The following is a 25,864-nucleotide window of genomic DNA, read 5'->3' as shown; positions in this document are numbered from 1 at the left end:
TTCTTACACTGTTAACATGTTCGGATCAAGTATCATAGCAACAGACCCATCGCCAAGTATTGTTGCACCAGATATGAGCCTAATTCCCTCTAAATACTTTCCAAGAGATTTTATAACAATATCCTGCTGCCCTAAAAGCCTGTCAACAATGATTCCTGTCAGCTTTTCACCACGTCTTACTATTACAACAGTAAATTTCTTCTTGTCAAGAACTGGCTCTAACCCCACAATGGAATGTAAATGCTTTATTGGAATCACCTGATTTCTCAGCATGATTATCTCTTTTCCCTTTTGAACAATCTTTATATCCTCTTTTGCAACATCCACAATCTCTCTGATTGATGCAACAGGAATTGCATATATCTCATCATGTACAGTAACAAGCAATGCCTGAATGATAGCAAGAGTCAACGGAAGTCTTATAATAAACTTTGTTCCTTTTCCTTTCTGTGTCTTTACCTCAACCATTCCACCAAGCTGTTCAATTTTGGTCTTTACAACATCAAGTCCAACCCCACGTCCAGAAAGATTTGTAACCTTGTCTTTTGTTGAAAAGCTCGGCATGAACAAAAAATCTATTATTTCCTGGTCTGACAATTCTATCTGGTCTTCTTTCAAAAGTCCCTTTTCTATCGCTTTTTGCTTTACCTTTTCCAAATCAATTCCTTTACCATCATCCTCTACTTCAATAACAACATTGTTTCCATCATGATAAGCCGAAAGTTTAATAACTCCGCTCCTTGATTTACCAGTTTTGACCCTTTCATCAGGGTCCTCTATCCCATGGTCAGCAGCATTTCTCAGAAGATGAATGAGCGGGTCACCAAGTTCATCCACAATAGTCCTATCAACCTCTGTATCTTCACCAGACATTACAAGTTCAAATTCCTTTCCAAGTTCTCTTGCCAAATCCCTCATCATCCTGGGAAAACGTGAAAATACCCTCTCTACTGGTACCATTCGTACCTTCATAACAGCGTCATGCAAACTTGTTGTTATTCTCTCCAAGTACTCAATAGATTCTTCGTACTGCCTATCATTATATTTTTTGGCAAGTCCTTCTATACGGCTTTTGATTATAATAAGCTCGCTTACCAAGTTCATTAGAACATCCAATCTTTCAATATCAACTCTAACTGTTTTGCTTGTTTTCTGCACAGTTTCTTGTTTTTGTTGCCGTACAACCTTTACAGTTTCTTGGACAGGAGTCTCTTGTTGCACCTCTTCAATTTCTTCTTTTTCTTCTGCACTGCTAACCTCGCCAGACTTTATCTCAAGCCCTTTTACTTCTCTTATCTCTGAAATTGATAGAATTCTTTCTCTTATTTTTTCAATCGGTTGTTTGCTTATAACAGTAATAGAAAACTCAAAATCAAACTTTTCATCCTCAATATCCTGAACAGAGGGTTTTGAATGAATAATCTCACCAAATTCCTCAACTGCCCTGAAAACAAGGTATGCACGAGCAGATTTTAAAAGACAGTTCTGGTCAAGCTCAACATCAAATTTGTAAACGTTAAACCCTTGACTCCACGCACGTTCTATTGCTCTTACAACAAATTCGTCATACTCATATTTTTTAATTGGCTTTGAGGTGGAAGAAACTGTTACGCTTTCGGCAGGTTTCCCTAAAATAGCATTCAAAGCGTTGACAAGATGCAAATTTGCTTCTTTTCCTTCTGTGCCTGTTGCAACTATAACATCTAAGTATGCTTCAAGCGCATCAACTGTTTTAAAAAGAATATCCATAATATTAGAATTTACTTTTAACTTGCCATCGCGTGCAGCAGCAAGAACATTTTCCATTGCATGTGTAAGTTTTTGCATGTTGGTAAAACCCATTGTTCCAGCCATACCCTTTAAAGTATGGGCTGATCTGAAAATCTCATTTATAAGCTGCAAATCCTCAGGGTTTTCTTCAAGTTTTAGCATATTGTCGTTAAGGCTTTGAATGTGATCTCTCGCTTCTTCTATGAACATTCCAAGATACTGAGACATATCCATCTTTTCATCACTCTCCTTCTTTTGCACGAAAGGCTTTTTTGAAAATAATTATTATCATAACAGCCCTTTTTGTCTCATCTTCTGTTGCTGAGCAAAAATAAACCTGACTATTTTGTCTATTTCATTTTGTCTTGCCTCAATAAATTTACAACCATACATAAATCTGTACATCGGGTGTTGCACCCTTTCTTTTCTAAGAATCTGTGCTTTCAAGATAAGTTCTTCTTGTTCAATTGGTATCTTGGTTAAAATAATATCACCTATTTCAAATTCTTCTTGAGCTATAAAACATACACCTCCACCGCTAATATCCTTTGTAAGTGCTTTTACAATCTTTCCTTCTGAAAACTCTTCTTCTGCCCAATCTTCTTGTTTATTTTCCTTTGATATTTGATCATGACTTAAAAGTTTAACAAATATATCCAAATTTACTGGAAGTCTGAAAAACATTCTTCTCTGGATTTTTCTAACATCTGATATCTGTTTGACTTTTACCATGTATTCTGGTTCTTTAAACCTCTCCTCAACAACGCCGTCAAACATCCAAACACCATCGCTTGAAACTTTATACACCCTCAAAATTTCATCAATGTAAAATGTCACATAAACTCCTTCTTTTATGGGTGTTAAAATATAAAAACAGTCATCTTTTATATCGGCAATTTTGGAAATATACTGCACATCCTTTTCTTCCCATGTGCGTCTATCTATTCTGACAATTTCAATCTTATCACCTACTTTGAAAATCTTTTGCATAAAAAGCCCCCTCTTTTATTGTTCACGAAGTCTTTTGATAATTGATTCAATAAACCGTGAAAAACCACCCCTGTTTTTTTCATCAATACTTTCAGATGACATTAAAATCTTTCTTGCCACATTTTCAACCTGTCGTGAAATGTTGCTCTTTTCATATGATATCATAAATGGTACCTGTTTGATAACTGATTTTGAAACAATACTATTTTCTTCTATATACCCTATATATTCTACTTCTCTTTGCAAAAACCTTTTAATCACACTATTTAGCCTGAAAAAAATCTCTTCTGCTTCCTTTACCCCATTTACCCGGTTTACTAAAAGGTTTATTTTATGATTAAAATCTCTTGCTATAATTGCCTTTATTATAGCATAAGCATCTGTGATAGAGGTAGGTTCTGGAGTTGTAATTACTATTACTTCATCTGATATCATAACAAACTCCATAACATTTCGTGAAATCCCTGCACCTGTATCTATAAGAACTACGTCAAAGGATTTATTTATCAACTGGGCACATTCAATTAACCTCAATAACCTTTCCTCATCTAAATTTGCAAGATCAACTATCCCCGAACCGCCTGATATAAAGTTGATACCCAGCGGCCCCTCTTCAACAATTGAAAAAATATCTTTTTTACCCTCCAAAACATCTTTTACATTGTATTTTGGCGACGTTCCAAGCAAAACTTCAACATTTGAAAGTCCCAAGTCAGCATCAATTATAAGTACTCTTTTACCCATCTTTTTCAAAGCAATTGCCATGTTAACAGTAAGATTTGTCTTGCCAACACCGCCTTTACCACTTGTAATAGTCACAACCTTTGATTGTGTACCCTGATAGGCAGAAATATTTGCACTAATTTCAACTTTTCTGACAAGATTTCTTAGTCCTTGTGCCTGGTCTCTCATAAAACCTTACTCCCTATGATAAGTTTTGCAAATTGTTCAGGGTTAAACTGTTCAATATCATCAGGTACATTTTGACCAGTCGTTATATACGCAATTGGCTTTTGTGTAAAGTATCGGATATTTAATATATTCCCATAAGTTGATACTTCATCTACCTTGGTTATGATAACTTTATAATCATTTAAAAATGAATAAGTATTCACCACCTCTTTGAACACCGCAGGTTGGGTTGTTGCACTTAGAAGTAAAAACACTTCATCTGGGTTTGCCTTGGCAACAAACGCTTTTAGTTCATTCATATGTTCATGATTCTTGTGACTTCTTCCTGCAGTGTCAACAAGAACTACATCTGAGTCAGAAAAATTTTCAATTATCCTATCATACTCATCAACCTCATACCACACCTTCGTTTTGATATTCATAATCTCGGCATAAGTTTTAAGCTGTTCAACTGCAGCTATTCTGTATGTATCCGCTGTAATAAATCCTACCTTTTTCCCATCCTCAAACATAAGCTTAGCAGCAATCTTGGCAATTGTGGTTGTCTTGCCAACACCTGTTGGTCCTACAAAAAACATAATTTTAGGAATTTTAGAATTAAACGAGAGCGGTGCTGCTGCTCCTAACATATTCTTTATTTCCTTGTATATATTGTTTACAACACTGTTTATAGAAGCTTCTCCGCTTAGGTTTGACAACAGCACATCTATAATTTCATTTTCAACGCCATTTTTTATTAAATTTTCTCTCATAATATCAATAAAATTTTTCTTACTAAGTTCTTTTGTTTGAGTAATACCTTCTTCTTGCTCTTTCTTTATAACCTCTTTTAAAGCTTTTTCGAGAGAGTCAATCTTTCTTTCAAGTTCTTTTATCTGGGTTATCTGAAGGCTCAAAGCTAAGCTTTCCTGTTTTATAGAATCTTCTTCTTTCTTTGTTATTTTCTCATCCTCACACGCAGCTGTAACTTCTATTAGTGGCTTTTTGAAAAAACCAAATAAACCTTTTTGTTTCACCTTTTTAGTTGAAAGTATAACAGCATCCTTACCTAAATCTGCTTTTATTCTCATTAATGCTTCCTGCATATCATGTGCCAAATACCTCTTGATTCTCATCTTTAAACTTCCACCATCCCAACTGTTCTAATTTGCACACTTGGTAAAATTTCATTATATGAAAGTACTACAACATCAGGAAAGATATTCTCTATAAGCCTCCTGAAATATATCCTAACTATCGGCGAACAAATAACAATTGGTTGTGCCGACATGCTTACTAACTTTTCTAAAATATTGCTGAGATTGTTTATAAGTTTTTGAACATAATCAGGCGGAATGTTTAAAAAACTTCCCTGTTCAGTTTTCTGAATAGAATTCATTATTATCTCTTCAACATCAGGGGAAAGAGTAATTGCTTCGAGTACATTACCAGATACATACTTTTTAGTGATATACCTTGCCATTGCCTGACGTACATATTCTGTTAAAACATCTGTGTCTTTTGTTGTATGTGCCCAGTCAGCAAGCGTCTCTAATATCGTAACCATATCCCTTATTGAAATCCGTTCTTTCAACAGGTTTGCCAAAACCTTTTGAACTTCTCCAACTGTCATAAGTTTTGGAATGAGTTCGTCCACTACAACAGGATTTATTTCCTTCACATTGTCAATCAACTTCTGTACATCCTGTCGTGTCAAAAGCTCATGAGCATGGCGTCTTATTATTTCTGTAAGGTGAGTTGCTATGACTGACGGAAGGTCAACTACAGTATACCCTGCCATTTCTGCTCTTTCTTTCATTGAAGATGAAATCCAGATTGCATCAAGCCCAAACGCAGGCTCCTTTGTTGGTATACCTTCTATCTGTTCTGTGACAAAACCAGGATTAATAGCAAGAAGGCTGTCGCTCATAAGCTCTGCTTTAGCTACCTCAACACCTTTTATGTTTATTCTGTACTCATAAGGCTTGAGTGCCATGTTGTCTCTGAGCCTGATTGTAGGAACAATAATTCCAAGTTCAAGCGCAAGCTGCCTTCTTATCATAACAACCCTTTCTAAAAGGTCCCCGCCCTGGTCTTTGTCAGCAAGCGGAATTATTCCATACCCAAACTCAACTTCAATAGGATCGACATACAAAAGATTTACAACATTTTCAGGTTTCTTTAGTTCTTCAACCTCTTTCTGTTCAACCTGTTTTTCTTCAATACTCTCTATCTTTTTTAGACTACTATTCATCCTAAACCCCATTGTAAACATAGCCCCAGATAAGAAAAATAGCGAAAGTTTTGGCATTGTGGGAATTAAAGCGAGTACTGCTAAAATACCTCCCACAGTATAGAGGACTCTTGGATGAAATTCAAACAATTGTTTTATAAGACTTTCCGAAAGCTTGCTCTCATCTGCTGCTTTTGTCACAACAATTCCTGTAGCAGTTGAAATAAGAAGTGCGGGTATTTGAGCTGCAATACCATCTCCCACAGATAAAAGAAGATACTTTTGTATAGCCTCGGTAACATCTTCTCCTCTCATAGCAACACCAATTATCAGTCCACCAAGTGCATTGATAAACGTAATCAAGATAGCCGCAATAGCATCACCTTTGACAAACTTGCTCGCACCATCCATTGCACCATAAAAGTCTGCCTCTTTTTGAATCTTTTTTCTCCTCTCACGTGCTTCCTGTTCAGTTATTATTCCCGCATTAAGGTCAGCATCCACAGCCATTTGTTTGCCCGGCATCGCGTCAAGCGTAAATCTGGCAGCAACTTCTGATACCCTCTCAGCACCTCTGGTTATTACTATAAACTGGATGATGATTATAATAAAGAATATTATAACACCAACAACAATGTTGCTGCCTATTACAAAATTCCCAAAAGTATACACTATCCTAACATTTTCACCTTGCCCAGTTAATATCTGTCTTGTAGTGGAGATATTTAAAGCAAGCCTGAGCAATGTTGTAAACAGAAGAAGTGATGGAAACACTGAAAAATCTAAAGCTTCTTTTATGTTTATGCTGTTTAAGAATATAACAAGTGCAACTGAAAGGTTGATAGCAATTAAAACGTCAAGCAGGTTAGGTGGTATGGGAAGTATCATCGATAATACTATTACTATTGCAAATACAGAAAAAGTTGCACCTTTAAAATTCATCTTATATTCACCTTCTGATAATTTTTAAGACTATATACATATGCTAAAACTTCTGCAACTGCATGGTAAAGGTCCGGCGGAATGAAATCGCCAATCTCACACATATTGTAAAGATCCCTTGCAAGCTCTTTATTTTCAATAATTTCAATACCGTATTTTATTGCCTCCTGTTTTATCTTTTGGGCTATGTAATCTTTACCCTTTGCAATCACTCTTGGTGCATCAAACTTTTCAGGTTCATACAAAAGAGCAACCGCATAATGTGTTGGATTGGTTATAACAACGTCTGCCTTGGGAAGTTGCTGAAACATTCTTTGAAGAGAAATTCTTCTCTGTCTTTCTCTTATCTTGGACTTTATCTGTGGATTGCCTTCTGTTTGTTTGAACTCTTCTTTTATTTCTTCCTTTGTCATCATTAGCTTTTTTTCATACTGCTGGCGCTGAAAAATGAAATCTATCACTGCTATTCCAAAAAACATTACTGCCATCCATAAAATTAAATTAATAACAGAGTCAAAGGAAAACTTGACAATTGTAAGTATATTCATTTCATACATTTCCAAAAGCTTTTTAGCAAATGTTTGCGTATAACTGTATCCCGTGTATCCTATAATCAGAACTTTTAGTACAGACTTGATAAGTTCAACCACCGAATTAATTGAAAATATTCTCTTAAATCCTTCAATGGGATTAATCTTTTGAAAACTCATTTTAAGCGACTGTCCTGTAATAAGAAAACTACTTTGTGCCCATTCTACAATTGCTGCTACAAACATAATTGTAACGCAAAATGGAAGAATTATTTTCAAAGAAGTTGTAATAATAACACTTAAAAGATTGGTTGCATCGCTTATATCTTCTAAACTATAATTCAAATTACTAAAAAAATATTTACTCCCTTGTTGCAATGGCTTAGTTATTGAAGAATAACCAAATTTTAGAAAAAGAATACTTATCAATAAAGCAAAAGCAGAGGTAACTTCTCTGCTTTTTGCTACCATTCCACGCTTTCTTGCTTCTTGGCGTTTTCGAGGTGTTGCTTTTTCAGTTTTAGTACTTGCTTCAGAAAATAACTGGATATCAAATTTTAATTTCACCTGATGCTCCCTCTCAATGTTTCAAAAGTATATACAGCTATTTTGTCAATTAACACAAATATCATCTTGTTCATGAAAGGAAGAACTATAACAAGCACCAAAAAACCAATTGCAATCTTTATAGGAAGTCCTACCATGAACACATTCATCTGTGGAACTGCTCGTGACAGTACAGCTAAAATTATATCTACAATGAGCATACTCATTAAAATTGGCAGGCTTATCTCAACTCCTATTAAAAAAAGCTCTGAAAAAAACCTAAAAAAACTCCAAGTAAATTCTCTTTTAAAACCTTCATATCCGATAGGTACAAGCTTGTAGCTATATATTAAAGCTCTTATAAGCAGATGATGAGCATCTGTTCCAAAAAAAACAACAAGCATATAAAGATATAAAAAGTTCCCTAAAAGAGGTACCTGAATCTCATTCATAGGATCAATGACGTTTGCCATACCAAAACCTATTGCATTGTCAATAATTTGACCTGCCAAAAGTATAGCTGAAAATATCATATATGATATATAGCCTATTAAAAGTCCAACAATAAATTCCTTAATCACTACAAAGATATACACCAACAAATTGGAAGGTACATTGTAGGAAAAGCTGTAAGTTGAGACAACAAGTAAACTCAAGAAAAATGCAAAACCAATCTTAAAATACGCAGGTATATTTCTTCTGCCAAATATTGGTGAGGCTATAAAAAGACCGCTCATTCTTGCAAGTACAAGAAAAAATATATATGAACCGTTTAAAAAAGCGTTAATAATATCTGTCATAAGAGTTCTTCCTTAAATAGAGTTACTTTATAAATTGGTTAATATTTGTCCACAAATATCTTGTAAATTCTATCACTTTGGCAAGCATCCACTGTCCGAAAATCAATAGAGATAGTGCAATAGCTATCAATTTGGGCACAAATGTAAGTGTCTGCTCGTTTATCTGAGTAGTTGCCTGCAAAATAGATATAATTATGCCCACTACCATTGATACAAGCAAAATAGGCCCCGCAACATAAAATGCTGTTAAAATTGCCTGTCTTGCAATCTCAAGCACAAGGGTTGTATCCATATTTACATCTTCTCACTTTTCTTTTATTTAAAACTTCGCACAAGCGACTCTACAACCAAATTCCAACCATCAACCAAAATAAACAACAAAATTTTGAAAGGCAGTGATATCATAACAGGTGGAATCATAAGCATTCCCATTGACATAAGTATACTTGCAACAACCATATCGATTATTAAAAATGGCACATATATCAAAAACCCCATCTCAAAAGCACTTTTGAGCTCGCTTATTATGAAAGCAGGAACAACAACTCTTAGTGGAAGGTCTTTTACATTTGTATTTGGATTTACATTGCTAAGCTTTACAAAAAGGTCAAGATCTTTTTTACGTGTATTTTTTAACATAAACTCTTTTAAAGGCTCCTCTGCCTTTTTCAGAGCTTCCTGGGACGTTATTCTTCCGTTTATGTATGGCAGATAAGCCTGAGTATAAATTTTATCTGTCACAGGTGCCATCACAAAAAAAGTCAAAAACAGTGCAAGCCCAATCAAAATCTGATTTGGCGGCATCTGCTGGGTACCGAGTGCATTTCGAATAAATCCAAGAACTATAAGTATGCGCGTAAATGATGTCATCATTATTAAAATAGACGGTGCTAAAGTTAGGATAGTCAGAAATATTATAAGTTGCAGGGCAGACGATACATCATTTGGATTTTGGGGATTGCCAAGATTTATATTAAGGCTTGCTGTTGCAAGTGCTATTTCTTTTTTTACGCATATGGTTATCAAAATTGAAAGTAGTGTCGATATAATATAAAGAGATTTATTTTTTTTCATCATTTTCTTTACCTTCACTGTCTTTTATTAGGGTGTAAAGGTTGAGTACCTTGTTCTTCAGGTCAAAAGAAGAACTAATCTGGTTATCAATTATTTCCTTAAAACTTTGATGTTGCTCACCTGAATTGAGCAGTTGGTCTTTGCTAAACTCCTTCAAAAATGTTATGCTTTTTTGTGTTTTTCCAAGCAAAATTACCTTGTCAACAATCTCAACAAGCACAAGCATACTATCTTGAGAAAGGGGAAGTAGGTCAACTATCTTAATGTATTCCCCTTTCCTGCCAAGCATCTTTTTGTTCATAATCCTAAGCACATAATAGGTAATGTACATTAGAAGACATATAATTATCAGCGCAAAAACTACCCTAAATCCAAGATCCATTTTTATATTTTTATCTCCTCAAAAATCTATTTTTATCCAAGCACTTTTTTTATTGCTTCAACAATTCTTTCTGCCTGGAACGGTTTTACTATAAAATCACGTGCACCTGCTTGAATGGATTCTATAACCATTGCCTGTTGACCCATAGCAGAACACATGATTATTTTGGCCTGTGGGTCTATCTTTTTTATTTCTCTTACAGCTTGGATACCATCCATTTCAGGCATTGTAATGTCCATCATGACAAGGTCAGGTTTTAATTCCTTATACATTTCCACTGCCTTAGCCCCGTTTTCTGCCTCTCCTGCAACCTCGTAACCGTTTTTTGTGATAATATCTTTTAACATCATTCTCATAAAAGCTGCATCATCAACTATCAAAATTCTTTTTGCCATCAATCTCTCTCCTTTTCAAAGTAGTTCTTTTTTAATTGTAATCTCAGAGTTTAATTTTTGAACACGAAAAAAATAACTTATTTATATTTTATAATCTATTTGAGGGATTGACAATATCAGTTATCCTTACGCCAAAATTCTCATCAATTACTACAACCTCACCTTTTGCTATGACTTTACCGTTTACCAGAATGTCAACAGGTTCACCTGCAAGCTTTTCAAGTTCAATAATTGACCCTGTTGAAAATTCCAAAATCTCTCTTACAAGTTTCTGTGTCCTTCCAAGCTCGACAGTAATCTCAAGCGGCACATCCAAAATGAGTTCAATGTTCTCAGGATACCTTCTTTCCTCTTCCTCATCAAAACTTTCAAATTGCACAGGCGAAACATTATAAACTTGTTGCGGCTGTTCTTTCTTTGGCGTCGGTGTATAAGAAGGTTGTGATGCTGTCCTCTGACTTTTTGAAGTTTGAGAAGAAGGCTGTCTTAATACCTCTTCTTTCCCAGACTCATGCTGAGTTTGTACTGTTGTCTCTGCCTGTACAGATGTACCAAGTGCATTTTTGAGCATTGCATCCACAAGCTGTTTTGCAAAATCAACAGGTATCAGTTGCATAATCTGGCTATCTATCAAATCTCCTATTGTCATCCGAAAAGCTACCTTGACAATCTCATCAGCTCTTTTTAGCTCAGGTATCATCTCCTCGGCATTCTGGGCAAAGTCAATCACAAAAGCTTCGGGCGGATTTATGTCAATTTTTAAATTTAGCATGGAAGAAAGTGATGTGGAAGCAGAACCCACCATCTGATTCATTGCTTCCTGTATTGCTGAAAGTTGAAGTTCTGTCAGCTCATCAGTAAACTCAATTTGACCTGTACCGCCCATCATAAGGTCTGCAATAATTTCAACATCTTCTTTTTTTAGAATGAGAAGATTTACGCCGTCAAGCCCTTCTTTGTAAACAACTTTTATTGCCACATATGGCACAGGAAACTCCTTAGGAAGCTCATCCCATTTTAAAATGCTCACAACTGGCGTTGTAATGTTCACCTTCTGGTTTAGCAAAATGCTCAACGTTGTGGCTGCTGTACCCATTGAAATGTTTCCAATTTCGCCTAATACATCTTTGTCCTGGTCAGATATTGCAGGTGATGATGGTGATGCTTGGTTCATTCCCCGCAAAAGAGCGTCTATTTCGTCCTGAGAGAGCAAATCGCTCATCTAAAATCCTCCCCCTCTTCTACCCGTGTAATCTTTACCGCAATCCTACCTTCTTTTCGTCCTGGAACACCATAAAACTTTAATTTATTCCCAACAAAAATTTCTATTTCCTGGTTTTTTCTTCTGTCAAGTCTCAATACATCACCCACCTGAAGATCCAAAAATTCTCTGACTGTAATTTGTGTTCTGCCAAGTACTGCTTTTACTGTAACCCTTGTTCTTTCAATTTTTTTCTGTAAATACTCTTTTGTCTCCTCTGATGTTTCTTTCGCAGATGTTGAAAACCAGAACTTCGTTGAAAGCCTCGGCATTATCGGCTCTATCACCATATGCGGAAGGCATATGTTTGCCATCCCTTCCGCCTCGCCAACTTTCATAGCAATGGTCACAAGCGCAACTGTCTCATTAGGTGACACAATCTGAGTAAACTGCGGATTTGTTTCTATTTTTTCAAGCCGTGGCCGAAGAACAACAATATTCTCCCATGCTTCCTGAAAATAATTGATAAGTTGCTGAAGTAGTCTTTCTAACAGTGCAAGCTCGATCTCGGTAAAAGTCCTCACTTTATCTATTCCCTTCCCAAATCCTCCAAGGACTCTATCTATCATGGCAAACGCAATCTCTGGGGCCATCTCAAATACAATACTTCCTTTTAATGGTGAGAAATTTACAATGCCCATCACAACCGGATTAGAAAGAGAATTGCTAAATTCATAATATGTCAGCTGTTCAACCGATAACACGTCCATCTGAACAACTGTCCTTAAATACCCAGACAAAAAGGTGGTGACAATCCGGGCGTAATTTTCAAATATCATCTGAAGAGTTCTCAAATGGTCTTTTGCAAACTTACTTGGTCTTTTAAAATCATATACCCTTATGTTCTTTTCTTGTTTTGGTTTTTGAATCTCTTCTATTGAAAGTTCACCAGATGTAAGAGAACGCAAAAGCTCATCTATTTCGCTCTGAGACAGTATATCGCCCATATTCTTACTTTCACCACCTTATTTACTGGATTATAAACTCACCAAAGTTAACATTGTACACTTTGTTCTCAAATATCTCATTTAACCTATCTTTAATCTCTTTTCTAACCTTTTCTTTCCCCTCAGGTTTTAAAAGCTCATCTGCCGTTTTGCTTCTCAAAACACTGTCAATTATATCAGCAATTACTATGTTTTTCTCTTTCATAGTCTCAGGCAGCTTTTTGTCAGTCACCTCAAGCTGAACTGTTATTCTAATAATTCTTCCTGCATTTGTTTGAGTATCCTGCAAGTTACTCATAAGAGCCTTACCATCATTTACATCGTATGTATAAAGCTTTTCTGGTTTTTTCTCAACTGGAGTAACTTTTGTAGCTGATGATGCAGGTGATAAATTTTTTACAACAGTCAAAAATCCTATTCCCATCCCCACCATCATAAGAAGAAGCAGAACAAGTAAAATGAGAATAATTGAGTTTATCTTTTCGCCTTTCATCCTTCATGCTCCTTTTGCACAGGTTGTATATTAAATATAATACCCTCAAAAATCCTCTTTTTATATTCAATGACCTTTTCAATGACCTCATCCACAGACTCTTTCACAACAAGTTTTATGCCATTCGTGAGGGTTATAACAGTGTCTGGAGTGGACTCTACAAACTCTATAAAATCGGCATTTACCACAAACTCTTTGTTGTTTATCCTTCTCAATTTTATCATACATAATCAACCTCTTAAAGATATTGATGAAAAGATATATCTATTTTTTGCAAGGAAAGGAGAAAAAGATATCATACCCTACCCTTTTTCTCCTTCCCTTACTTTTCAGTCATTTACCTCTTAATATTAACTAAATCCTGTAAAAGTTCATCTGATGCTGTTATCACCCTTGCATTTGCCTGATACCCTCTTTGAGTTACAATCATGTCTGTAAACTCTTTTGCCAAGTCCACATTTGACATCTCAAGCGTTCCTTGAGAGATTGTACCTCTTGACCCAGACCCAGGTGTGCCAATCTCAGGGTCACCTGAGTTTACTGTGTTTATATAAAGATTATCGCCTATTCGCTGAAGCCCTGCAGGATTTGCAAATGTCGCAACCGCAATCTGACCAATTAGCTGGTTCAAACCATTTGAATATACACCTGTTATCTTGCCTGATGCATCAACGTTAAACCCTTGAAGGCTTCCAGCGCTATATCCTGTCATTTGCGCCACTCTTATAGAACTTTCCATATTACCAAATTGAGTTATATTCTTCAAGAAAAAGGCAATGTTTGTGGCATCATTCACATCAAACTGAGAACTATTAACTTTTAATGTAACAGGATTAACAACATTGTTCTTGAAATTAATTGTGAACGTACCATCTTGTGTATTAATAAATCGCCCTCCTGTTATAGTAATTCCTTCTACATCAGCGGTGTTCTCGTCATCAAATACCTTTCCAGCTTGTCCAAATGTTATTGTTCCCCTTGCAATAAAGTTGTCATAGTCATTGTTTGCCTCTATCATATCATCAACATATACGTACGCTTCCTGTGGATTTTGGGCAGTACCTATATTCTTCTTTATTCTCGGAGCATCTACAAACCATTCCCATGTATTATCTCCTGTTTTTACAAAAGTCAACTGCAATGTATGTTCTTTCCCTTGTGAATCAAAAATCTTGAAACTGGTTGAATATTTGCTATCGGCAGGAACGTTCAACAAATCTTCAAATTTTGTTATTTGCCCTGAATAGATTTTTGTGTCCGCACTCAGGTTCCCATCAAAACTAATCTTATCTGTTGCCTTTGGAGGCAAAGTTGGAAATGCAAGTATGTTTATCTTTGAAGGCGATTTTGTTGTATCAATTTGATTGTTTACAGGGTCATACATCCATCCAAGAACATTCAATCCCGTTGCTGTCACTAAATTCCCCATCTTGTCCAAACTGAAATTCCCAGCTCTTGTAAATCGTGGAGCCTTTCCGTCTCCTCCCACAACAAAAAATCCATCGCCTTCAATCGCAAGATCTGTTGGATTATCTGTCCTCTGAAGGCTTCCTCTTGTCATGTTCATATCAACAGACGCAACCGACACACCAAGACCAATCTGCATTGGATTTGAACCGCCTCTTCCAGAGGATGTATCTGGTGCCGACGCTGATTTTAAGACTGAAGCAAATACAGAGGCAAACGTCACTCTGCTTGACTTAAATCCCACCGTATTTACATTGGCGATGTTATCACCAATTACGTCCATTCTGGTCTGGTGAGCACGAAGCGCAGATATAGAAGAAAACATTGACCTCATCATGGCTTAAATGAAATCCCCCTTTTTATATGAAATTAAATCCCTTTTGCGGACCTTCCCTCTGTCAGTCAGAAAGGTCCTTTTTCGGGGGACCTCCTACTTTTCAGGTCCATCCCCCATTGTTAATTTTAAATCATCAGCACACCATCAATGTTTGTGAATATGTTATCTTTCAAGTTTGAAACATCTTTTACAGTCACAATTACCCTGTTTTTTATATTTACTATATATGCCTTATTCCCCTCTAAAATCAGTACATCATTTTTGAGACCTTTTTTCTCAGCCTTTTTCACAGCCTCTTCAAGCTTTTCTAAAGTAGATTCATCCAAATTTATATTCTGGAACTTTAACCTTTCGTTAGCGTGTTTTGAAATCTTAATTGATGAAGAAAGTATACTATTAAAACTTTCTGTGGTTTTCCTTTGAGTAGTTGAAACAAAACCTTCAAGCTTCCCACCAGTAATACCTTTTATATTGTTTACTGTCATCTGTCTCATTCTCCCTTTTGCGAGGAGATCAGTATCTCTAGCAAGTCTTCCTTTGAAGGCACTTTGCTGTAAATATTCGATAAAACCTCCTCAGAGTAAGAATGATAAACCTCCTTTACATTATCAGAAAATACCTCTGTACCGTTTACTTTTAAATATACCTTGCTGCCATCCACCCTTATACTGTCAACTCTTCCCTCTATGGTCTTTGATGTATCTGCTGGATTTGTTGCTACAATATATCTTCCTATCATACTTTGGGCTTTCAAAAATTCAAATGACTCATTCAAGTTTTGCATCTGTTCAAGGGCAGAAAACTGAGCAAGCTGGGCAACAAACTCTTTGTCTTCCATTGGTTTTAATGGGTCCTGATACCTTAGCTGTGTGACTAAAAGATTTAAAAACTCCTGTTTGCCAAGAATATTTTTACCAGATGATGCAGTTGAACCTTGAGTTGAGTTTGATATATTTGTATTATTACTTACAAATAAGTCAGACATCTCTATTCCTCCTCAAGCCTTCAAGTTGAGAATACTTTCACTAATCTCATAAATCAAACTCTCTATACTTCTGGTACTCTCCTCATTACCCTGAACAATCAAATTTCTTCTTTGAAAAAACCTCTGCTGTTCTTGATTTTGCTGACCAGTGTAATTTCCCCCTAAGCTTACATTAAGTTGTGATATGTTTATTCCTTGGTCTTTGAGTATAGTAAGAAGACTATTTAGTGACCCTTCTATGATTTCTTTAACATGAGGCGTTGTTACAATCAGATTCCCAAAAATCTTTCCATTACTATCTTTGCTCAGTTCAATTACTACACTTCCAAGCCACTCAGGTTTTATGTTCACCTGCAAAGTAGTTAAATTCTCCTTATTCACTAAAGAAATTTTTTGTGCAAGTTGACTTATTATAGACATTCTCAGTTCTTTTACTTTACTGTCATCTTGGGATGAGATTGTGTTCTCCATATTCTCTACCTTGTTCTGAATAGCAAATGGATACTGTTTTAAATCTAAGGTTTTAACTTCTGCTTTTCCGTCATTTATGCTACTACTTTCATCTTTTTTCAACAAGGTTGAAAAAACTTTGTTAAAATCATCTTTCGAACCTATACTATCAATATTACTGCTCCCTTTTTCGGTTATTTGTACTTTATCTGGAATCTCCAAATTAAAACTATTTGCTATTTTTTGACCATTTAATCTTTTAGCAATATTCTCAAGAACATTTAAAATATTCTTAAAAATCTCTTTGCCATCACCTGATTCAGACAAAACTTTGAAGTTTTGACCTTCCTGTTCAAAAAGATTTTTAAAACTTTTAATCCATGAACTATCATCTGGTATAACATCAAACTCTGGTTTTTGCTTATCTTTTTCAAGAAAGATTTCTTCTAATAACTCTAAAATATTTCCTGCATTAACCCCATTTCCTTGGATAATGCTAAAATTTTGTATCTGTTGGTTTTGAGTTTTCTGTTCAATTGTCTGCACTACATTTTGTAAAAGATCAGAAATTGCTGCTTTATTACTCAGATTAGTGTTTAAATTTAAATACTGATCTAAATTCATGCTCATCTGCACTGACCGCAACTGCAGATTTAAAAAATCTGTTCCTTGGATACTGCTATTCTGAAAAAGCTGTTCTAAATTAAACCTGTCCAAGCTCTCACCACTTTGAAACAAATTAAAAATTAGCTGTAAAAACTCCATCATCTGAGCTTGCAATGATTGTATCTCAGACCTATTTTCAAAGTCTGAGTTTGTACTGTCTGAAAAATCTTGTGATAAAAGCCTGTCTTCTTGAAAATTAGTTTTATCTTTTTGTTCCTGTCCTTGAGAAAATACAATAGCTGATCTACGACTCCCTATTACTACCTTTCTTGGCAAAACACTGTTTTTATTGCCTACATCCTCTGCATTGTCAGATATTTTTTTGAAAACATCTTTAAATGATATATTGTTTTCCTGCCTATCTTTTGTTTTCGATGTTGCAGCGGATGTTTTTGAAAACAGCATATTAGTATTAACAATGCTCTGTATACCCACCTTATCTTTCTCCCTCCCTTCTTGTTAAAATTTTAAATTTTTTTACTATCTTAATGCTGAAAGGCTTGATGTGACCTTTGCAGCATTCTCCGCTCTCATATTACTTATTATCTGCGAAGATATTTTTGTATCAAGTGACTTTAGTATTCTAATTACTAATGTATATTTTGCGTTATCACTCATCATATTTTCAAATATTGACGCTGCAACTTTCGGGTCAATGTTTTTATAGATGTTTGTCAAAATAGAGATATCTTCAGAATTTGTCTTTTGATTTGAGTTTGAAATTCCTAATAATTTTATCGTCTTCTCAGGTGCAATATTTGATAGTATCTCTGAGGCATTCTCAGATGGTATAGATGAAAGCACATCATGTGCCACTTGACTATTTGTATCTAACAAGTTCTCAACTATCTTTGCAGCTTTTTTTGAATCCATATTTTGAAGCAAACTTGCAAAATATTTTGTTCTGTTTTGATTATCCTCCTGCTTTGAAGTAAGGTTGGTTATTTTCACAGTTAAATCTTCTATCTGCTTTTGCAAATTGGTATTTTGTTTTTCCAGCAAAGAAAGTTTTTCCAGTAAGCTCTCTTTTTGTTTTTGAAGGTCAGCAATCTGCTTTTCATATATCTTTTGGATATCTGCTGTTTTTGCCTTATTTGTACTTTTTGCAAATGGAGTTTTCTTTAGAAATGCATCCAAAGCATTTTTCGAACCAAAAAGATTAAAGTATACAGTAGCAAATGACGCCCCAGCAAGAATCAAAAAAATTATTAAAAGTATTAATAAACCCTTTCTCTTTTTCTTTTTTGGATTATTTTCAGTTGTCAAACCCTCTACAACTTTAGCCTCTGCCACTTCTATCACCTATACCTTTGTAGATTTTGTATGAAACAACTCTATCAAGTTCCTTGTTTTCAAGTTGTTTTATCTCATTCACCAAATTTATCAAATACTTTTCCTTTAGCTTTTCGAACTTTTTCTTTTCAATCATGCTTTCTACTACCTCTTTTTTCTTCTCCTCAACTCTAATTTGCTGAAAGTAAATTAACTGGTTTTGAACATCCATTCTCTTTTTTAGCATACTGAGAAACTGGAAATAAACTTTCATCTGCTGTGGCGAAAAACCATTCAAGCAAAGACTTTTTAAATCTTCTTTCACCTTTTTTGCATTCTCCTCCAGTTCAACCTTTTTTGCAACATATTCATTCAAAATCTGATTTTGCCTGGCAAGATCACATTTTTTTATTTCCTCAAACTGCGTTTTTAACTTTAATAGCTGTTCAAACCTGAACCTTTTCATCTTCTTTTCAACCCTTCAAAAAACAATTTTATGAGATTATAGCCTTTAGCATCTCAATCTCCTCTTCAAACTCGAACCTCTCGTCAACCTCCTGTCTTAAAAACTGGTTTATCCGCGGGACAAGTTCAATTGACCTGTCAATCTCCGGATTCGAACCTTTAGTATACGCACCAATGTTTATCAAATCCTCTGCTTCCCTGTACACAGCCAAAATTCGTTTTGTCTCGTTCGCAAGCTCTTTGTGAAAAGGATCAACAATATCGTTCATCACCCTGCTAATGCTTGCAAGCACATCAATGGCCGGATAATGGTTTTTATTAGCTATCGCTCTTGATAGGACAATATGACCATCCAAAATACCACGTGCAGTATCAGTAATAGGCTCGTTAAAATCATCACCGTCAACAAGGACAGTAAAAAGAGCTGTGATAGACCCTTTCCGGTTCTTTCCTGCTCGCTCCAAAAGTTTTGGCATTATGGAAAATACAGACGGTGTGTACCCACGCGACACTGGCGGCTCACCAACTGCAAGACCTATCTCCCTTTGAGCCATTGCAAACCTTGTAAGTGAGTCCATCAAAAAAAGAACATCAAGCCCCTGGTCACGAAAATATTCTGCAATTGTCATCGCAACATATGCCGCCTTTACTCTTTTCAGTGCCGACTCGTCCGAGGTTGCAACTACTACAACAGACCTTTTAAGTCCTTCTTCCTTCAAATCCTTTTCCAGGAACTCTTTAAGTTCCCTTCCTCTTTCACCAATCAAAGCAAGTACATTAACATCAGCCTTTGCATTTCGTGCTATCATGCCAAGTAGCGTACTCTTACCAACACCGCTTCCTGCAAATATGCCAACTCTCTGTCCTTTCCCAATGGTCAAAAGAGTATCTATAGCCTTTATTCCAAGTGGCATTATGGTGTCTATCCTTGGTCTTTCAAGCGGGCTTGGAGCCCTGTTTTCAACAGGATATTTTATCTTTGACTTTATCTCGCCTTTACCATCAATTGGCTGACCAAGACCGTCGAGGATTCTGCCTAAAAGTTCTTTACCCACCTTTACCTCAAACATGCTGTCCTGGGCAATTACCTTGCAGCCAGGAAACACACCAACAAGGTCAGAATATGGCATTAAAAGCACTTTGTTCTCTTTAAATCCTACAACTTCTGCTAAGGTCTCTGTCTTTGCAGCCTTTATACGGCACAAAGTTCCTATGCTAACAGCCGGACCTTGTGATTCTATTGTAAGACCTATAACCTGATTTACAAAACCGGTGAACTGATAAAAATTTGTACTGTCAATTTTTGACTTCAACTTCTCAAGCATTTCAATCACCAATCAAAGATAAAACTATTTCCTGTATCTTTTCAACTCTCATCTTTACTCCTGTTTCGACAAAACCGTATGGAGTTTCAATGACTATATCCCCACTTCTCAAAGCTTTATCAACCTTCACATCTACTTTATTAACTCCGTCAATTTCCCGTAGAATCTTATCAAGTTGACTATTTACATACTCAAAATCTTCCTCACTAACTCTTAAAGACAAATTGTTTCGGATAGAAAGTTGTAAAATAGCGTTCTTAATATACTGCTGAAGAAAACTTTTATCTTTTATCTCTCTCTCTAATACCTTTTCTAAAATCTGGGGTATAAGAAGTAAAAGCTTGGTCTCAAGTTCTTTGAGCATATTCTCTCTTTCCTTTAATATCATTGCCTTTTGAATTTCTACATTTTCAAGCATCTTTTCATACTCTCTTTGAGCATTAAACAAACCTTTTTCAAACCCTTCTTTATAACCATCTTCCTGTGCCTGTTGCAAAATTCCCTGTGCGCGAACATTTGCTTCATTTATTATCTTCTGCGCCTCTTCCTTTGCTTTTTTCAAGATATCTTCAGCCTCTTTTTGAAGAGCCTCAGCTCTACTTTTTTGCTTATCAAACTCTTCTTCTTTTTCTTTTAATTTTCTTTCATAATGCTCAATTTCAGCTTTTGCTTTTATAAGCTTTTCAATAAGCATTTTGTAGTTTGTCTCAACTGGATTTTGAATTAGAACCTGATTATTTCTTATAACATTAGACAATTATCTCATCTCCCCCGCCACGAGAAATTACAATCTCGCCAGCATCCTCAAGTTTTCTTATAATATTGACAATCTTTTGCTGAGCTTCTTCGACATCACGTATTCTAACAGGTCCCATATACTCCATATCTTCTTGAATCATCTCTGCCATACGTTTTGACATGTTGCTAAAGATAACCTTTCGAACCTCTTCAGTTGTACCTTTGAGAGCAATTGCAAGTGTATTGTTCTCAACCTCACGTAAAATCCTCTGAATAGACCTGTTGTCAAGCTTAACAATGTCTTCAAATACAAACATGCGTTTTCTAATCTCTTCAACAAGCTCAACATCTTCAAGTTCTAAAGCTTCCAAAATTCTCTTTTCTGTACCTCTATCAACAGCGTTTAATATATCAACAATGGCCTGAATACCACCAACAACTGTGTAATCTTGCATTACAACAGATGAAAGTTTTTTCTCAAGTACTTTTTCAACTTCGCGTATTACATCAGGTGAAGTTCTGTCCATAAGCGCAATTCTTCGAGCAACATCAGCCTGTTTTTCCTGAGGCAGGGATGCCAAAACCTGAGCAGCCTGCTGTGGCTTTAAGTACGAAATGACAAGCGCTATTGTCTGTGGATGTTCGTTTTGAATAAAGTTGAGTATTTGCGATGCATCAGCTTTCCTGATGAAATCAAAAGGTCTTACCTGTAGCGATACCGTAAGTTTCTCAATAACCTCTCTTGCCTTTTCAGGACCAAGCGCTTTCTCTAAAACCTCTTTTGCATAGTCAATTCCACCTTCGGCAATATATTCCTGTGCAAGGCAAAGGTTATAAAATTCTTCTAAGATAGCCTGTTTCTGCTCAGGCGATACCGTTCTTATATTGGCTATCTCTAATGTCAGTTCCTCAATCTCTTCTTCTTTTAAGTGCTTAAAAATCTTTGCTGACCTCTCAGGCCCGAGCGCAATTAAAAGCATGGCTGCCTTTTGCTTGCCTGAAATACTACTTTTTGCCATAGAGATTCATCACTCCCACTCTTCGTTGAGCCAGTTTCTGAGAAGCTGTGCAACTATTTCAGGTTTTTCTTTCAAGAGCTTGTCTATCTGTTTTTCATACTGGCTAACACCAAACTCTTCAATATTTATCTCTTCAACTTCTGCTTCTTTTTTCTTTTCGACCTCTTGTAAGATTCCCTCAGCTACAGGTTTTTCCTCTGAAATCTCTACAGGCCCAACACCTGCAAGCTCAAGCCTACGAGGTTTACTTTTTGATGCCTTTATCAAGAGGCTTGTCGCAAACGCCATCAAAAGCAAAAAGGCAAGTGCAACATAGATATAATCAATTGGAATTTGTTTTTGAGGTTTGTCAACAAAGGTTGGAATTTCGTACCCCTCTATTGTCACGTTTTGTATCCCTGTTGCATTCCTTATAAGATTTACAATGGTTTCTACCTCTTTCTGGTCTGTCAAAAACGATCTTTTATTGTTCTGATTCTGGATCTTGAACTGTGCCCAGCTCATATTTTTTGCCTGGTCAGACTTTTCAAAATCTTCCTGAGTATATGTAACGTATCTGTACAGTACAACTGCTATTGAAGATTTATCATAGTTAATAGTGCCAGGTGCTTTTATAGTCTCAATTTTTTTTTCATTGTTTTGATAATTTACAGTCTCATCAGTCTTTGTATATGTAGACTGCCCCCCTTGAGAAGTTATAGGATACTGCGGTGCATTTTGTGTGGGATTAGTATCAGTCCCAGGAACACCGCTGGACGAAGAATTTGTACTCTGAGCTTCCTCCTTAGTTGTTTTTTTCGACACAACTATACCACTGTCTTCTAAAACAGGCGAGTATTTTGTTTCGCTTATCTTTTGCATATCAAAGTTCATATCTAAATTCACTGAAACCTTAACATCTTCGGGAGAGCTTACATAGCTTCCTAAGAGCTCTTTTATCTTTTTCTCAATCTCATTTTTAGTTGCAATCCTCAGTTGAAGCTGCTTGCTTGAAAGTCCTTCGGTTGTATCTGACGAATTGTCTGACAGATAATTTCCCTTGTTGTCTATTATCACTACATTTTCTGGCAAAAGACCTTCAACTGAGGCTGCAACAAACCTCTGAATGCCTTCTATCTGGTCTGAGCTTAAACTCTTTTTCAAAGTAAGCTTCACACTTGCAGTAGGTTTTTCAGCTTCACTTTTTAGCGCAAAAGTGTAATCCTCAGGCACGCTCAAATTTACAACCGCGTCTTCTATGTAATCTGACATCTGCTTTAAAGCCTCTTGAATCTCACTCTCTTTAAGTTTTATAAACGTCCTTCTTTTGTCAGCTTCTGTTGCCGTCATGGAGCTTGAAAGTTTTAGCGCATCTTCAAATGTGATACTGCTATTTTTAGGATATCCAGCTTGAGCTGCTGCCATCTTTGCCCTGTCAACGTCAGTATCTTTTACCAGTATAGTTGTACCACCATTTGTAACCTTTGAATCAATTTTTTGATCGTTTAAAATGTTTTGAATTTCTGCTGCCTCTTTCGGGTCAAGTCCAGAAAAAATTGTAACATAATGCGGTCTTGTTGTAATATAAATGGCTGCAATGACCGATAATAGTATTATAGAAGAAGATACAACAAACATTGTCTTCTGTGATCTTGATAAGCTACTCCATTTTTCTTTTATGTTCTTCAACAAATCATTTAAAAATTGAGGCAATTATAATACCTCCCCGCAAAGAAATAAATAAGGTTATACTTGCATACGCATAATTTCGTTGTATGCATCCAAAATCTTGTTTCGAATCTGCAAAGTCAGCTGCAATGCAATTGATGCTTTTTCAGATGCTACTATAGCATCCTGCGGATTTGCAGAAAGCCCCAGTAAAAATAAGTTGTTCTGGTAATCTGCTTCTTTTTGAAGCCCATCTACACCTTCTAACGCTTTGTAGAGAAAATCAATAAACGAAACAGGGGAATTTAAAGAATTTGCATTATTAGTATCTATACTTGAAAACTGTTTTTCAAAAGCCTTCGAAATGCTATCAAAACTTACTTTATCGATCATTATCTGTAAAATCCCCCTTCATTTATTTACCTATTTCAAATGTTCTTGATATCATTGACTTTGTGATGTTAAGAGCAGTGACATTAGCTTCATACGAACGTGATGCTTCAATCATGTTAACCATTTCTGTAACAATATCAACATTTGGATAATTTACATAACCATTTTGATCAGCATCTGGATGTGTAGGGTCATATACCCTTTTAAACGGACTTGGGTCCTCTAAAATAGCCTTTACTCTCACACCGCCAAAAGATGGTGTTTGAACCTCGCTAATCTTCTGGTCTAATATATCAGCAAAACTCTGTTTTCTTTCTTCAAAAACCACAACTTTTCTTCTGTAAGGTTGACCACTTTCTGTTCTTGTAGTGTTTGCGTTTGCAATGTTCTGGGCAATTACATCCATTCTGACACGCTGGGCAGCTAAAGCTGATGAAGAGATGTTTATCGCATCAAACATTCCCATTCTTTATCACCTTCCTTCCTTGATAACCGTTTTCCATTTATTTATCTCTCTTGAAAGTTGAAGTGAAACACCATCAAAATAGAGAGAGTTTTGCAAAAGTTTCCCCATCTCCTGTTCTATGTCCACAGTGTTCTGATCAAGTCTCATCTGCAGACTGCTGTCAAGCACTTCTATGGAATTGTCTTGGTTGCTACTGTTTTCTTTTATATGTTTTTCGTTGGTTGTCACAAGTTCTAAACTTTCTTCTTGATTCAAAGTTCTTAGCAAGAACGCTCTAAAATTCAAGTCTTTTGCCTTATAACCAGGCGTATCTGCATTTGCTATATTGTTTGAGACAATTTTGTTTCTCTCCCATGCCCAGTCAAGTGCCTTTTTGTAAAGGTCAATTTTATCAAACATATTTATCATTTTTTACCCCTCTATTTTTCGACAATCTTTTATTTTATTTTACAAAATTTTTGATAAAAATACCATACAAAATTTTTTAGACTGAAAATTACATCAAAAAAGAGGATAGCAAGAGGCACTAAATTTATAAATCCCCCTGCTATCCCCCTCTTTCCCCCTCATTTTAATTTTAATTTCTCCTTTTGTTTTTGTATTTCATCCCTCACCATATCATTTAACACCTTTATATATGTGCCTTTAAGCCCAAGAGACCTTGTCTCTATAAGCCCAGCACTCTCAAATTTCCTCAGAGCATTCACAATGACAGAACGTGTAATTCCTACCTTGTCAGCAATTCTGCTTGCAACCAAAAGTCCTTCGTTTCCTTTTAACTCATTAAAAATATGCACAAGTGCTTCAAGCTCAGATACAGAAAGTGTCTCAATTGCAGATTTTATCATTTCTCTTTTCTTTTTTTCCTCTTCATCTTCCTCTTTTGAAAGATTTAAAAGTTCAAGTCCAATCACAGTAGAGGCATATTCAAGTACAATTATATCCTCCTCTGTAAAACTCGAGAAACTTTTGAATGCCAAAACTGTACCGAACCTTTTACCTCCACCAACAACAGGAACAGATGTACAAAGCAACTCTTTTTCACTATAAACTTTGCTCTCGATTTCAGCAATCCTAGTAATGTCTGAAAACTTCATATTGGCTCTTGTATCCACAAACCACCAGAAAAATTTTTGAAGGTTATCACCTATCTTTTTTTCTTCAGAAAGTTTTATTTCCACATTCACAAAAGGCATGATGTATTTGCAAATGACCTTCCCATCTTTATCAATAAAAAATACACTCGAATCTGTTACATCACCAACAACAGAGCACAGCCTATCAAAATCCAAGACTTCTTTGTCCTTGCTTTGGATAACTCTGTTGAGTTTCCGAACTTTTTCGAGAAGACTCTGCTGCATTGGCACATTTATCTCCCTT

The 25,864-nt window shown here is 35.9% G+C and carries 29 protein-coding genes; all 29 read right to left on the bottom strand.

Features of this window, described 5'->3' with window-relative positions; translation table 11 throughout:
- Positions 1-3: 3 nt before the first annotated feature.
- A complete protein-coding gene (locus CaldiYA01_RS02195) occupies positions 4-2,004 on the bottom strand; it encodes a chemotaxis protein CheA (protein WP_207180888.1) in 2,001 nt (666 codons plus the stop codon).
- Positions 2,005-2,058: 54 nt separating this feature from the next.
- Positions 2,059-2,760 (bottom strand): flagellar brake protein, encoded by a 702-nt coding sequence (locus CaldiYA01_RS02190; protein ID WP_207180886.1) that lies wholly within the window; start codon positions 2,758-2,760, stop codon positions 2,059-2,061.
- Between the two features lie 15 nt (positions 2,761-2,775).
- Entirely contained in the window at positions 2,776-3,672 is an 897-nt protein-coding gene (locus CaldiYA01_RS02185) for a MinD/ParA family protein (RefSeq protein ID WP_207180878.1), read from the bottom strand.
- Positions 3,669-4,787, bottom strand: a complete 1,119-nt coding sequence (flhF, locus tag CaldiYA01_RS02180) for a flagellar biosynthesis protein FlhF (RefSeq protein WP_207180877.1) — start codon at positions 4,785-4,787, stop codon at positions 3,669-3,671. Before flhF ends, CaldiYA01_RS02185 begins: the two co-directional genes overlap by 4 nt.
- Before the next feature lie 2 nt (positions 4,788-4,789).
- Positions 4,790-6,826 (bottom strand): flagellar biosynthesis protein FlhA, encoded by a 2,037-nt coding sequence (gene flhA / locus CaldiYA01_RS02175; protein WP_207180875.1) that lies wholly within the window; start codon positions 6,824-6,826, stop codon positions 4,790-4,792.
- Positions 6,823-7,923: a flagellar biosynthesis protein FlhB gene (gene flhB, locus CaldiYA01_RS02170; protein ID WP_207180873.1), complete on the bottom strand. Its 1,101-nt coding sequence runs from the start codon at positions 7,921-7,923 to the stop codon at positions 6,823-6,825. Before flhB ends, flhA begins: the two co-directional genes overlap by 4 nt.
- A complete protein-coding gene (fliR, locus tag CaldiYA01_RS02165; RefSeq protein ID WP_207180872.1) occupies positions 7,920-8,702 on the bottom strand; it encodes a flagellar biosynthetic protein FliR in 783 nt (260 codons plus the stop codon). The genes flhB and fliR overlap by 4 nt, the downstream gene beginning before the upstream one ends.
- A 22-nt stretch (positions 8,703-8,724) precedes the next feature.
- Positions 8,725-8,994, bottom strand: a complete 270-nt coding sequence (gene fliQ / locus CaldiYA01_RS02160) for a flagellar biosynthesis protein FliQ (RefSeq protein WP_207180871.1) — start codon at positions 8,992-8,994, stop codon at positions 8,725-8,727.
- A 23-nt stretch (positions 8,995-9,017) separates the two neighbouring features.
- Positions 9,018-9,779, bottom strand: a complete 762-nt coding sequence (gene fliP / locus CaldiYA01_RS02155) for a flagellar type III secretion system pore protein FliP (RefSeq protein WP_207180870.1) — start codon at positions 9,777-9,779, stop codon at positions 9,018-9,020.
- The gene (locus tag CaldiYA01_RS02150; RefSeq protein ID WP_207180864.1) at positions 9,763-10,158 is read right to left on the bottom strand and encodes a FliO/MopB family protein; all 396 of its coding nucleotides are present in this window, start codon (positions 10,156-10,158) and stop codon (positions 9,763-9,765) included. Before CaldiYA01_RS02150 ends, fliP begins: the two co-directional genes overlap by 17 nt.
- A 32-nt stretch (positions 10,159-10,190) precedes the next feature.
- Complete coding sequence (locus CaldiYA01_RS02145) at positions 10,191-10,553, bottom strand: response regulator (RefSeq protein WP_013291202.1); 363 nt, start codon at positions 10,551-10,553, stop codon at positions 10,191-10,193.
- An 88-nt stretch (positions 10,554-10,641) separates the two neighbouring features.
- Positions 10,642-11,775, bottom strand: coding sequence for a flagellar motor switch phosphatase FliY (gene fliY / locus CaldiYA01_RS02140; protein WP_207180863.1), 1,134 nt, complete (start codon positions 11,773-11,775; stop codon positions 10,642-10,644).
- Positions 11,772-12,761, bottom strand: a complete 990-nt coding sequence (gene fliM, locus CaldiYA01_RS02135; protein WP_207180861.1) for a flagellar motor switch protein FliM — start codon at positions 12,759-12,761, stop codon at positions 11,772-11,774. The genes fliY and fliM overlap by 4 nt, the downstream gene beginning before the upstream one ends.
- A 22-nt stretch (positions 12,762-12,783) precedes the next feature.
- Entirely contained in the window at positions 12,784-13,254 is a 471-nt protein-coding gene (locus tag CaldiYA01_RS02130) for a flagellar basal body-associated FliL family protein (RefSeq protein ID WP_207180859.1), read from the bottom strand.
- Positions 13,251-13,478: a flagellar FlbD family protein gene (locus CaldiYA01_RS02125; protein ID WP_207180857.1), complete on the bottom strand. Its 228-nt coding sequence runs from the start codon at positions 13,476-13,478 to the stop codon at positions 13,251-13,253. The genes CaldiYA01_RS02130 and CaldiYA01_RS02125 overlap by 4 nt, the downstream gene beginning before the upstream one ends.
- A 113-nt stretch (positions 13,479-13,591) precedes the next feature.
- A complete protein-coding gene (locus CaldiYA01_RS02120) occupies positions 13,592-15,058 on the bottom strand; it encodes a flagellar hook protein FlgE (RefSeq protein WP_207180855.1) in 1,467 nt (488 codons plus the stop codon).
- 125 nt (positions 15,059-15,183) lie between these two features.
- Entirely contained in the window at positions 15,184-15,543 is a 360-nt protein-coding gene (locus CaldiYA01_RS02115; protein WP_207180853.1) for a TIGR02530 family flagellar biosynthesis protein, read from the bottom strand.
- A 5-nt stretch (positions 15,544-15,548) separates the two neighbouring features.
- Positions 15,549-16,043, bottom strand: coding sequence for a flagellar hook capping FlgD N-terminal domain-containing protein (locus CaldiYA01_RS02110; protein WP_207180851.1), 495 nt, complete (start codon positions 16,041-16,043; stop codon positions 15,549-15,551).
- A 12-nt stretch (positions 16,044-16,055) separates the two neighbouring features.
- Positions 16,056-17,594: a flagellar hook-length control protein FliK gene (locus CaldiYA01_RS02105; protein WP_207180849.1), complete on the bottom strand. Its 1,539-nt coding sequence runs from the start codon at positions 17,592-17,594 to the stop codon at positions 16,056-16,058.
- 45 nt (positions 17,595-17,639) lie between these two features.
- Positions 17,640-18,452, bottom strand: coding sequence for a MotE family protein (locus CaldiYA01_RS02100; RefSeq protein WP_207180847.1), 813 nt, complete (start codon positions 18,450-18,452; stop codon positions 17,640-17,642).
- Entirely contained in the window at positions 18,439-18,897 is a 459-nt protein-coding gene (gene fliJ / locus CaldiYA01_RS02095; protein ID WP_207180845.1) for a flagellar export protein FliJ, read from the bottom strand. Before fliJ ends, CaldiYA01_RS02100 begins: the two co-directional genes overlap by 14 nt.
- A 28-nt stretch (positions 18,898-18,925) precedes the next feature.
- Positions 18,926-20,221 carry a flagellar protein export ATPase FliI gene (gene fliI, locus CaldiYA01_RS02090; RefSeq protein WP_207180844.1) on the bottom strand — a complete coding sequence of 432 codons (1,296 nt, stop codon included), beginning with the start codon at positions 20,219-20,221 and terminating at the stop codon, positions 18,926-18,928.
- A gap of 1 nt (position 20,222) precedes the next feature.
- Positions 20,223-20,978 (bottom strand): FliH/SctL family protein, encoded by a 756-nt coding sequence (locus tag CaldiYA01_RS02085; protein WP_207180843.1) that lies wholly within the window; start codon positions 20,976-20,978, stop codon positions 20,223-20,225.
- Complete coding sequence (fliG, locus tag CaldiYA01_RS02080) at positions 20,971-21,978, bottom strand: flagellar motor switch protein FliG (protein ID WP_207180842.1); 1,008 nt, start codon at positions 21,976-21,978, stop codon at positions 20,971-20,973. Before fliG ends, CaldiYA01_RS02085 begins: the two co-directional genes overlap by 8 nt.
- A gap of 9 nt (positions 21,979-21,987) precedes the next feature.
- Positions 21,988-23,670 carry a flagellar basal-body MS-ring/collar protein FliF gene (gene fliF / locus CaldiYA01_RS02075; RefSeq protein ID WP_207180841.1) on the bottom strand — a complete coding sequence of 561 codons (1,683 nt, stop codon included), beginning with the start codon at positions 23,668-23,670 and terminating at the stop codon, positions 21,988-21,990.
- Between the two features lie 33 nt (positions 23,671-23,703).
- Positions 23,704-24,018, bottom strand: coding sequence for a flagellar hook-basal body complex protein FliE (gene fliE / locus CaldiYA01_RS02070; RefSeq protein WP_207180840.1), 315 nt, complete (start codon positions 24,016-24,018; stop codon positions 23,704-23,706).
- A gap of 22 nt (positions 24,019-24,040) precedes the next feature.
- Positions 24,041-24,484: a flagellar basal body rod protein FlgC gene (gene flgC / locus CaldiYA01_RS02065; RefSeq protein WP_207180839.1), complete on the bottom strand. Its 444-nt coding sequence runs from the start codon at positions 24,482-24,484 to the stop codon at positions 24,041-24,043.
- Between the two features lie 6 nt (positions 24,485-24,490).
- Positions 24,491-24,892 carry a flagellar basal body rod protein FlgB gene (flgB, locus tag CaldiYA01_RS02060; protein WP_207180837.1) on the bottom strand — a complete coding sequence of 134 codons (402 nt, stop codon included), beginning with the start codon at positions 24,890-24,892 and terminating at the stop codon, positions 24,491-24,493.
- A gap of 158 nt (positions 24,893-25,050) precedes the next feature.
- Complete coding sequence (gene codY / locus CaldiYA01_RS02055; protein ID WP_207180835.1) at positions 25,051-25,845, bottom strand: GTP-sensing pleiotropic transcriptional regulator CodY; 795 nt, start codon at positions 25,843-25,845, stop codon at positions 25,051-25,053.
- Between the last annotated feature and the right edge of the window lie 19 nt (positions 25,846-25,864).

Source organism: Caldicellulosiruptor diazotrophicus (assembly GCF_017347585.1).
Lineage (GTDB): Bacteria > Bacillota > Thermoanaerobacteria > Caldicellulosiruptorales > Caldicellulosiruptoraceae > Caldicellulosiruptor > Caldicellulosiruptor diazotrophicus.
The sequence above is the reverse complement of the archived record's forward strand: the minus strand, read 5'-3'. Positions and strand labels throughout refer to the sequence as shown.

What these genes read in the sequence shown, in the direction of transcription:
- CaldiYA01_RS02195 (WP_207180888.1), bottom strand. Translation starts at nt 2,004, where the DNA reads ATGGATATGTCTCAGTATCTTGGAATGTTCATAGAAGAAGCGAGAGAT.
- CaldiYA01_RS02190 (WP_207180886.1), bottom strand. Translation starts at nt 2,760, where the DNA reads ATGCAAAAGATTTTCAAAGTAGGTGATAAGATTGAAATTGTCAGAATA.
- CaldiYA01_RS02185 (WP_207180878.1), bottom strand. Translation starts at nt 3,672, where the DNA reads ATGAGAGACCAGGCACAAGGACTAAGAAATCTTGTCAGAAAAGTTGAA.
- flhF (WP_207180877.1), bottom strand. Translation starts at nt 4,787, where the DNA reads ATGAGAATCAAGAGGTATTTGGCACATGATATGCAGGAAGCATTAATG.
- flhA (WP_207180875.1), bottom strand. Translation starts at nt 6,826, where the DNA reads ATGAATTTTAAAGGTGCAACTTTTTCTGTATTTGCAATAGTAATAGTA.
- fliR (WP_207180872.1), bottom strand. Translation starts at nt 8,702, where the DNA reads ATGACAGATATTATTAACGCTTTTTTAAACGGTTCATATATATTTTTT.
- fliQ (WP_207180871.1), bottom strand. Translation starts at nt 8,994, where the DNA reads ATGGATACAACCCTTGTGCTTGAGATTGCAAGACAGGCAATTTTAACA.
- fliP (WP_207180870.1), bottom strand. Translation starts at nt 9,779, where the DNA reads ATGATGAAAAAAAATAAATCTCTTTATATTATATCGACACTACTTTCA.
- CaldiYA01_RS02150 (WP_207180864.1), bottom strand. Translation starts at nt 10,158, where the DNA reads ATGGATCTTGGATTTAGGGTAGTTTTTGCGCTGATAATTATATGTCTT.
- CaldiYA01_RS02145 (WP_013291202.1), bottom strand. Translation starts at nt 10,553, where the DNA reads ATGGCAAAAAGAATTTTGATAGTTGATGATGCAGCTTTTATGAGAATG.
- fliY (WP_207180863.1), bottom strand. Translation starts at nt 11,775, where the DNA reads ATGAGCGATTTGCTCTCTCAGGACGAAATAGACGCTCTTTTGCGGGGA.
- fliM (WP_207180861.1), bottom strand. Translation starts at nt 12,761, where the DNA reads ATGGGCGATATACTGTCTCAGAGCGAAATAGATGAGCTTTTGCGTTCT.
- CaldiYA01_RS02130 (WP_207180859.1), bottom strand. Translation starts at nt 13,254, where the DNA reads ATGAAAGGCGAAAAGATAAACTCAATTATTCTCATTTTACTTGTTCTG.
- CaldiYA01_RS02125 (WP_207180857.1), bottom strand. Translation starts at nt 13,478, where the DNA reads ATGATAAAATTGAGAAGGATAAACAACAAAGAGTTTGTGGTAAATGCC.
- CaldiYA01_RS02120 (WP_207180855.1), bottom strand. Translation starts at nt 15,058, where the DNA reads ATGATGAGGTCAATGTTTTCTTCTATATCTGCGCTTCGTGCTCACCAG.
- CaldiYA01_RS02115 (WP_207180853.1), bottom strand. Translation starts at nt 15,543, where the DNA reads ATGACAGTAAACAATATAAAAGGTATTACTGGTGGGAAGCTTGAAGGT.
- CaldiYA01_RS02110 (WP_207180851.1), bottom strand. Translation starts at nt 16,043, where the DNA reads ATGTCTGACTTATTTGTAAGTAATAATACAAATATATCAAACTCAACT.
- fliJ (WP_207180845.1), bottom strand. Translation starts at nt 18,897, where the DNA reads ATGAAAAGGTTCAGGTTTGAACAGCTATTAAAGTTAAAAACGCAGTTT.
- fliI (WP_207180844.1), bottom strand. Translation starts at nt 20,221, where the DNA reads ATGCTTGAGAAGTTGAAGTCAAAAATTGACAGTACAAATTTTTATCAG.
- fliG (WP_207180842.1), bottom strand. Translation starts at nt 21,978, where the DNA reads ATGGCAAAAAGTAGTATTTCAGGCAAGCAAAAGGCAGCCATGCTTTTA.
- fliE (WP_207180840.1), bottom strand. Translation starts at nt 24,018, where the DNA reads ATGATCGATAAAGTAAGTTTTGATAGCATTTCGAAGGCTTTTGAAAAA.
- flgC (WP_207180839.1), bottom strand. Translation starts at nt 24,484, where the DNA reads ATGGGAATGTTTGATGCGATAAACATCTCTTCATCAGCTTTAGCTGCC.
- flgB (WP_207180837.1), bottom strand. Translation starts at nt 24,892, where the DNA reads ATGATAAATATGTTTGATAAAATTGACCTTTACAAAAAGGCACTTGAC.
- codY (WP_207180835.1), bottom strand. Translation starts at nt 25,845, where the DNA reads ATGCAGCAGAGTCTTCTCGAAAAAGTTCGGAAACTCAACAGAGTTATC.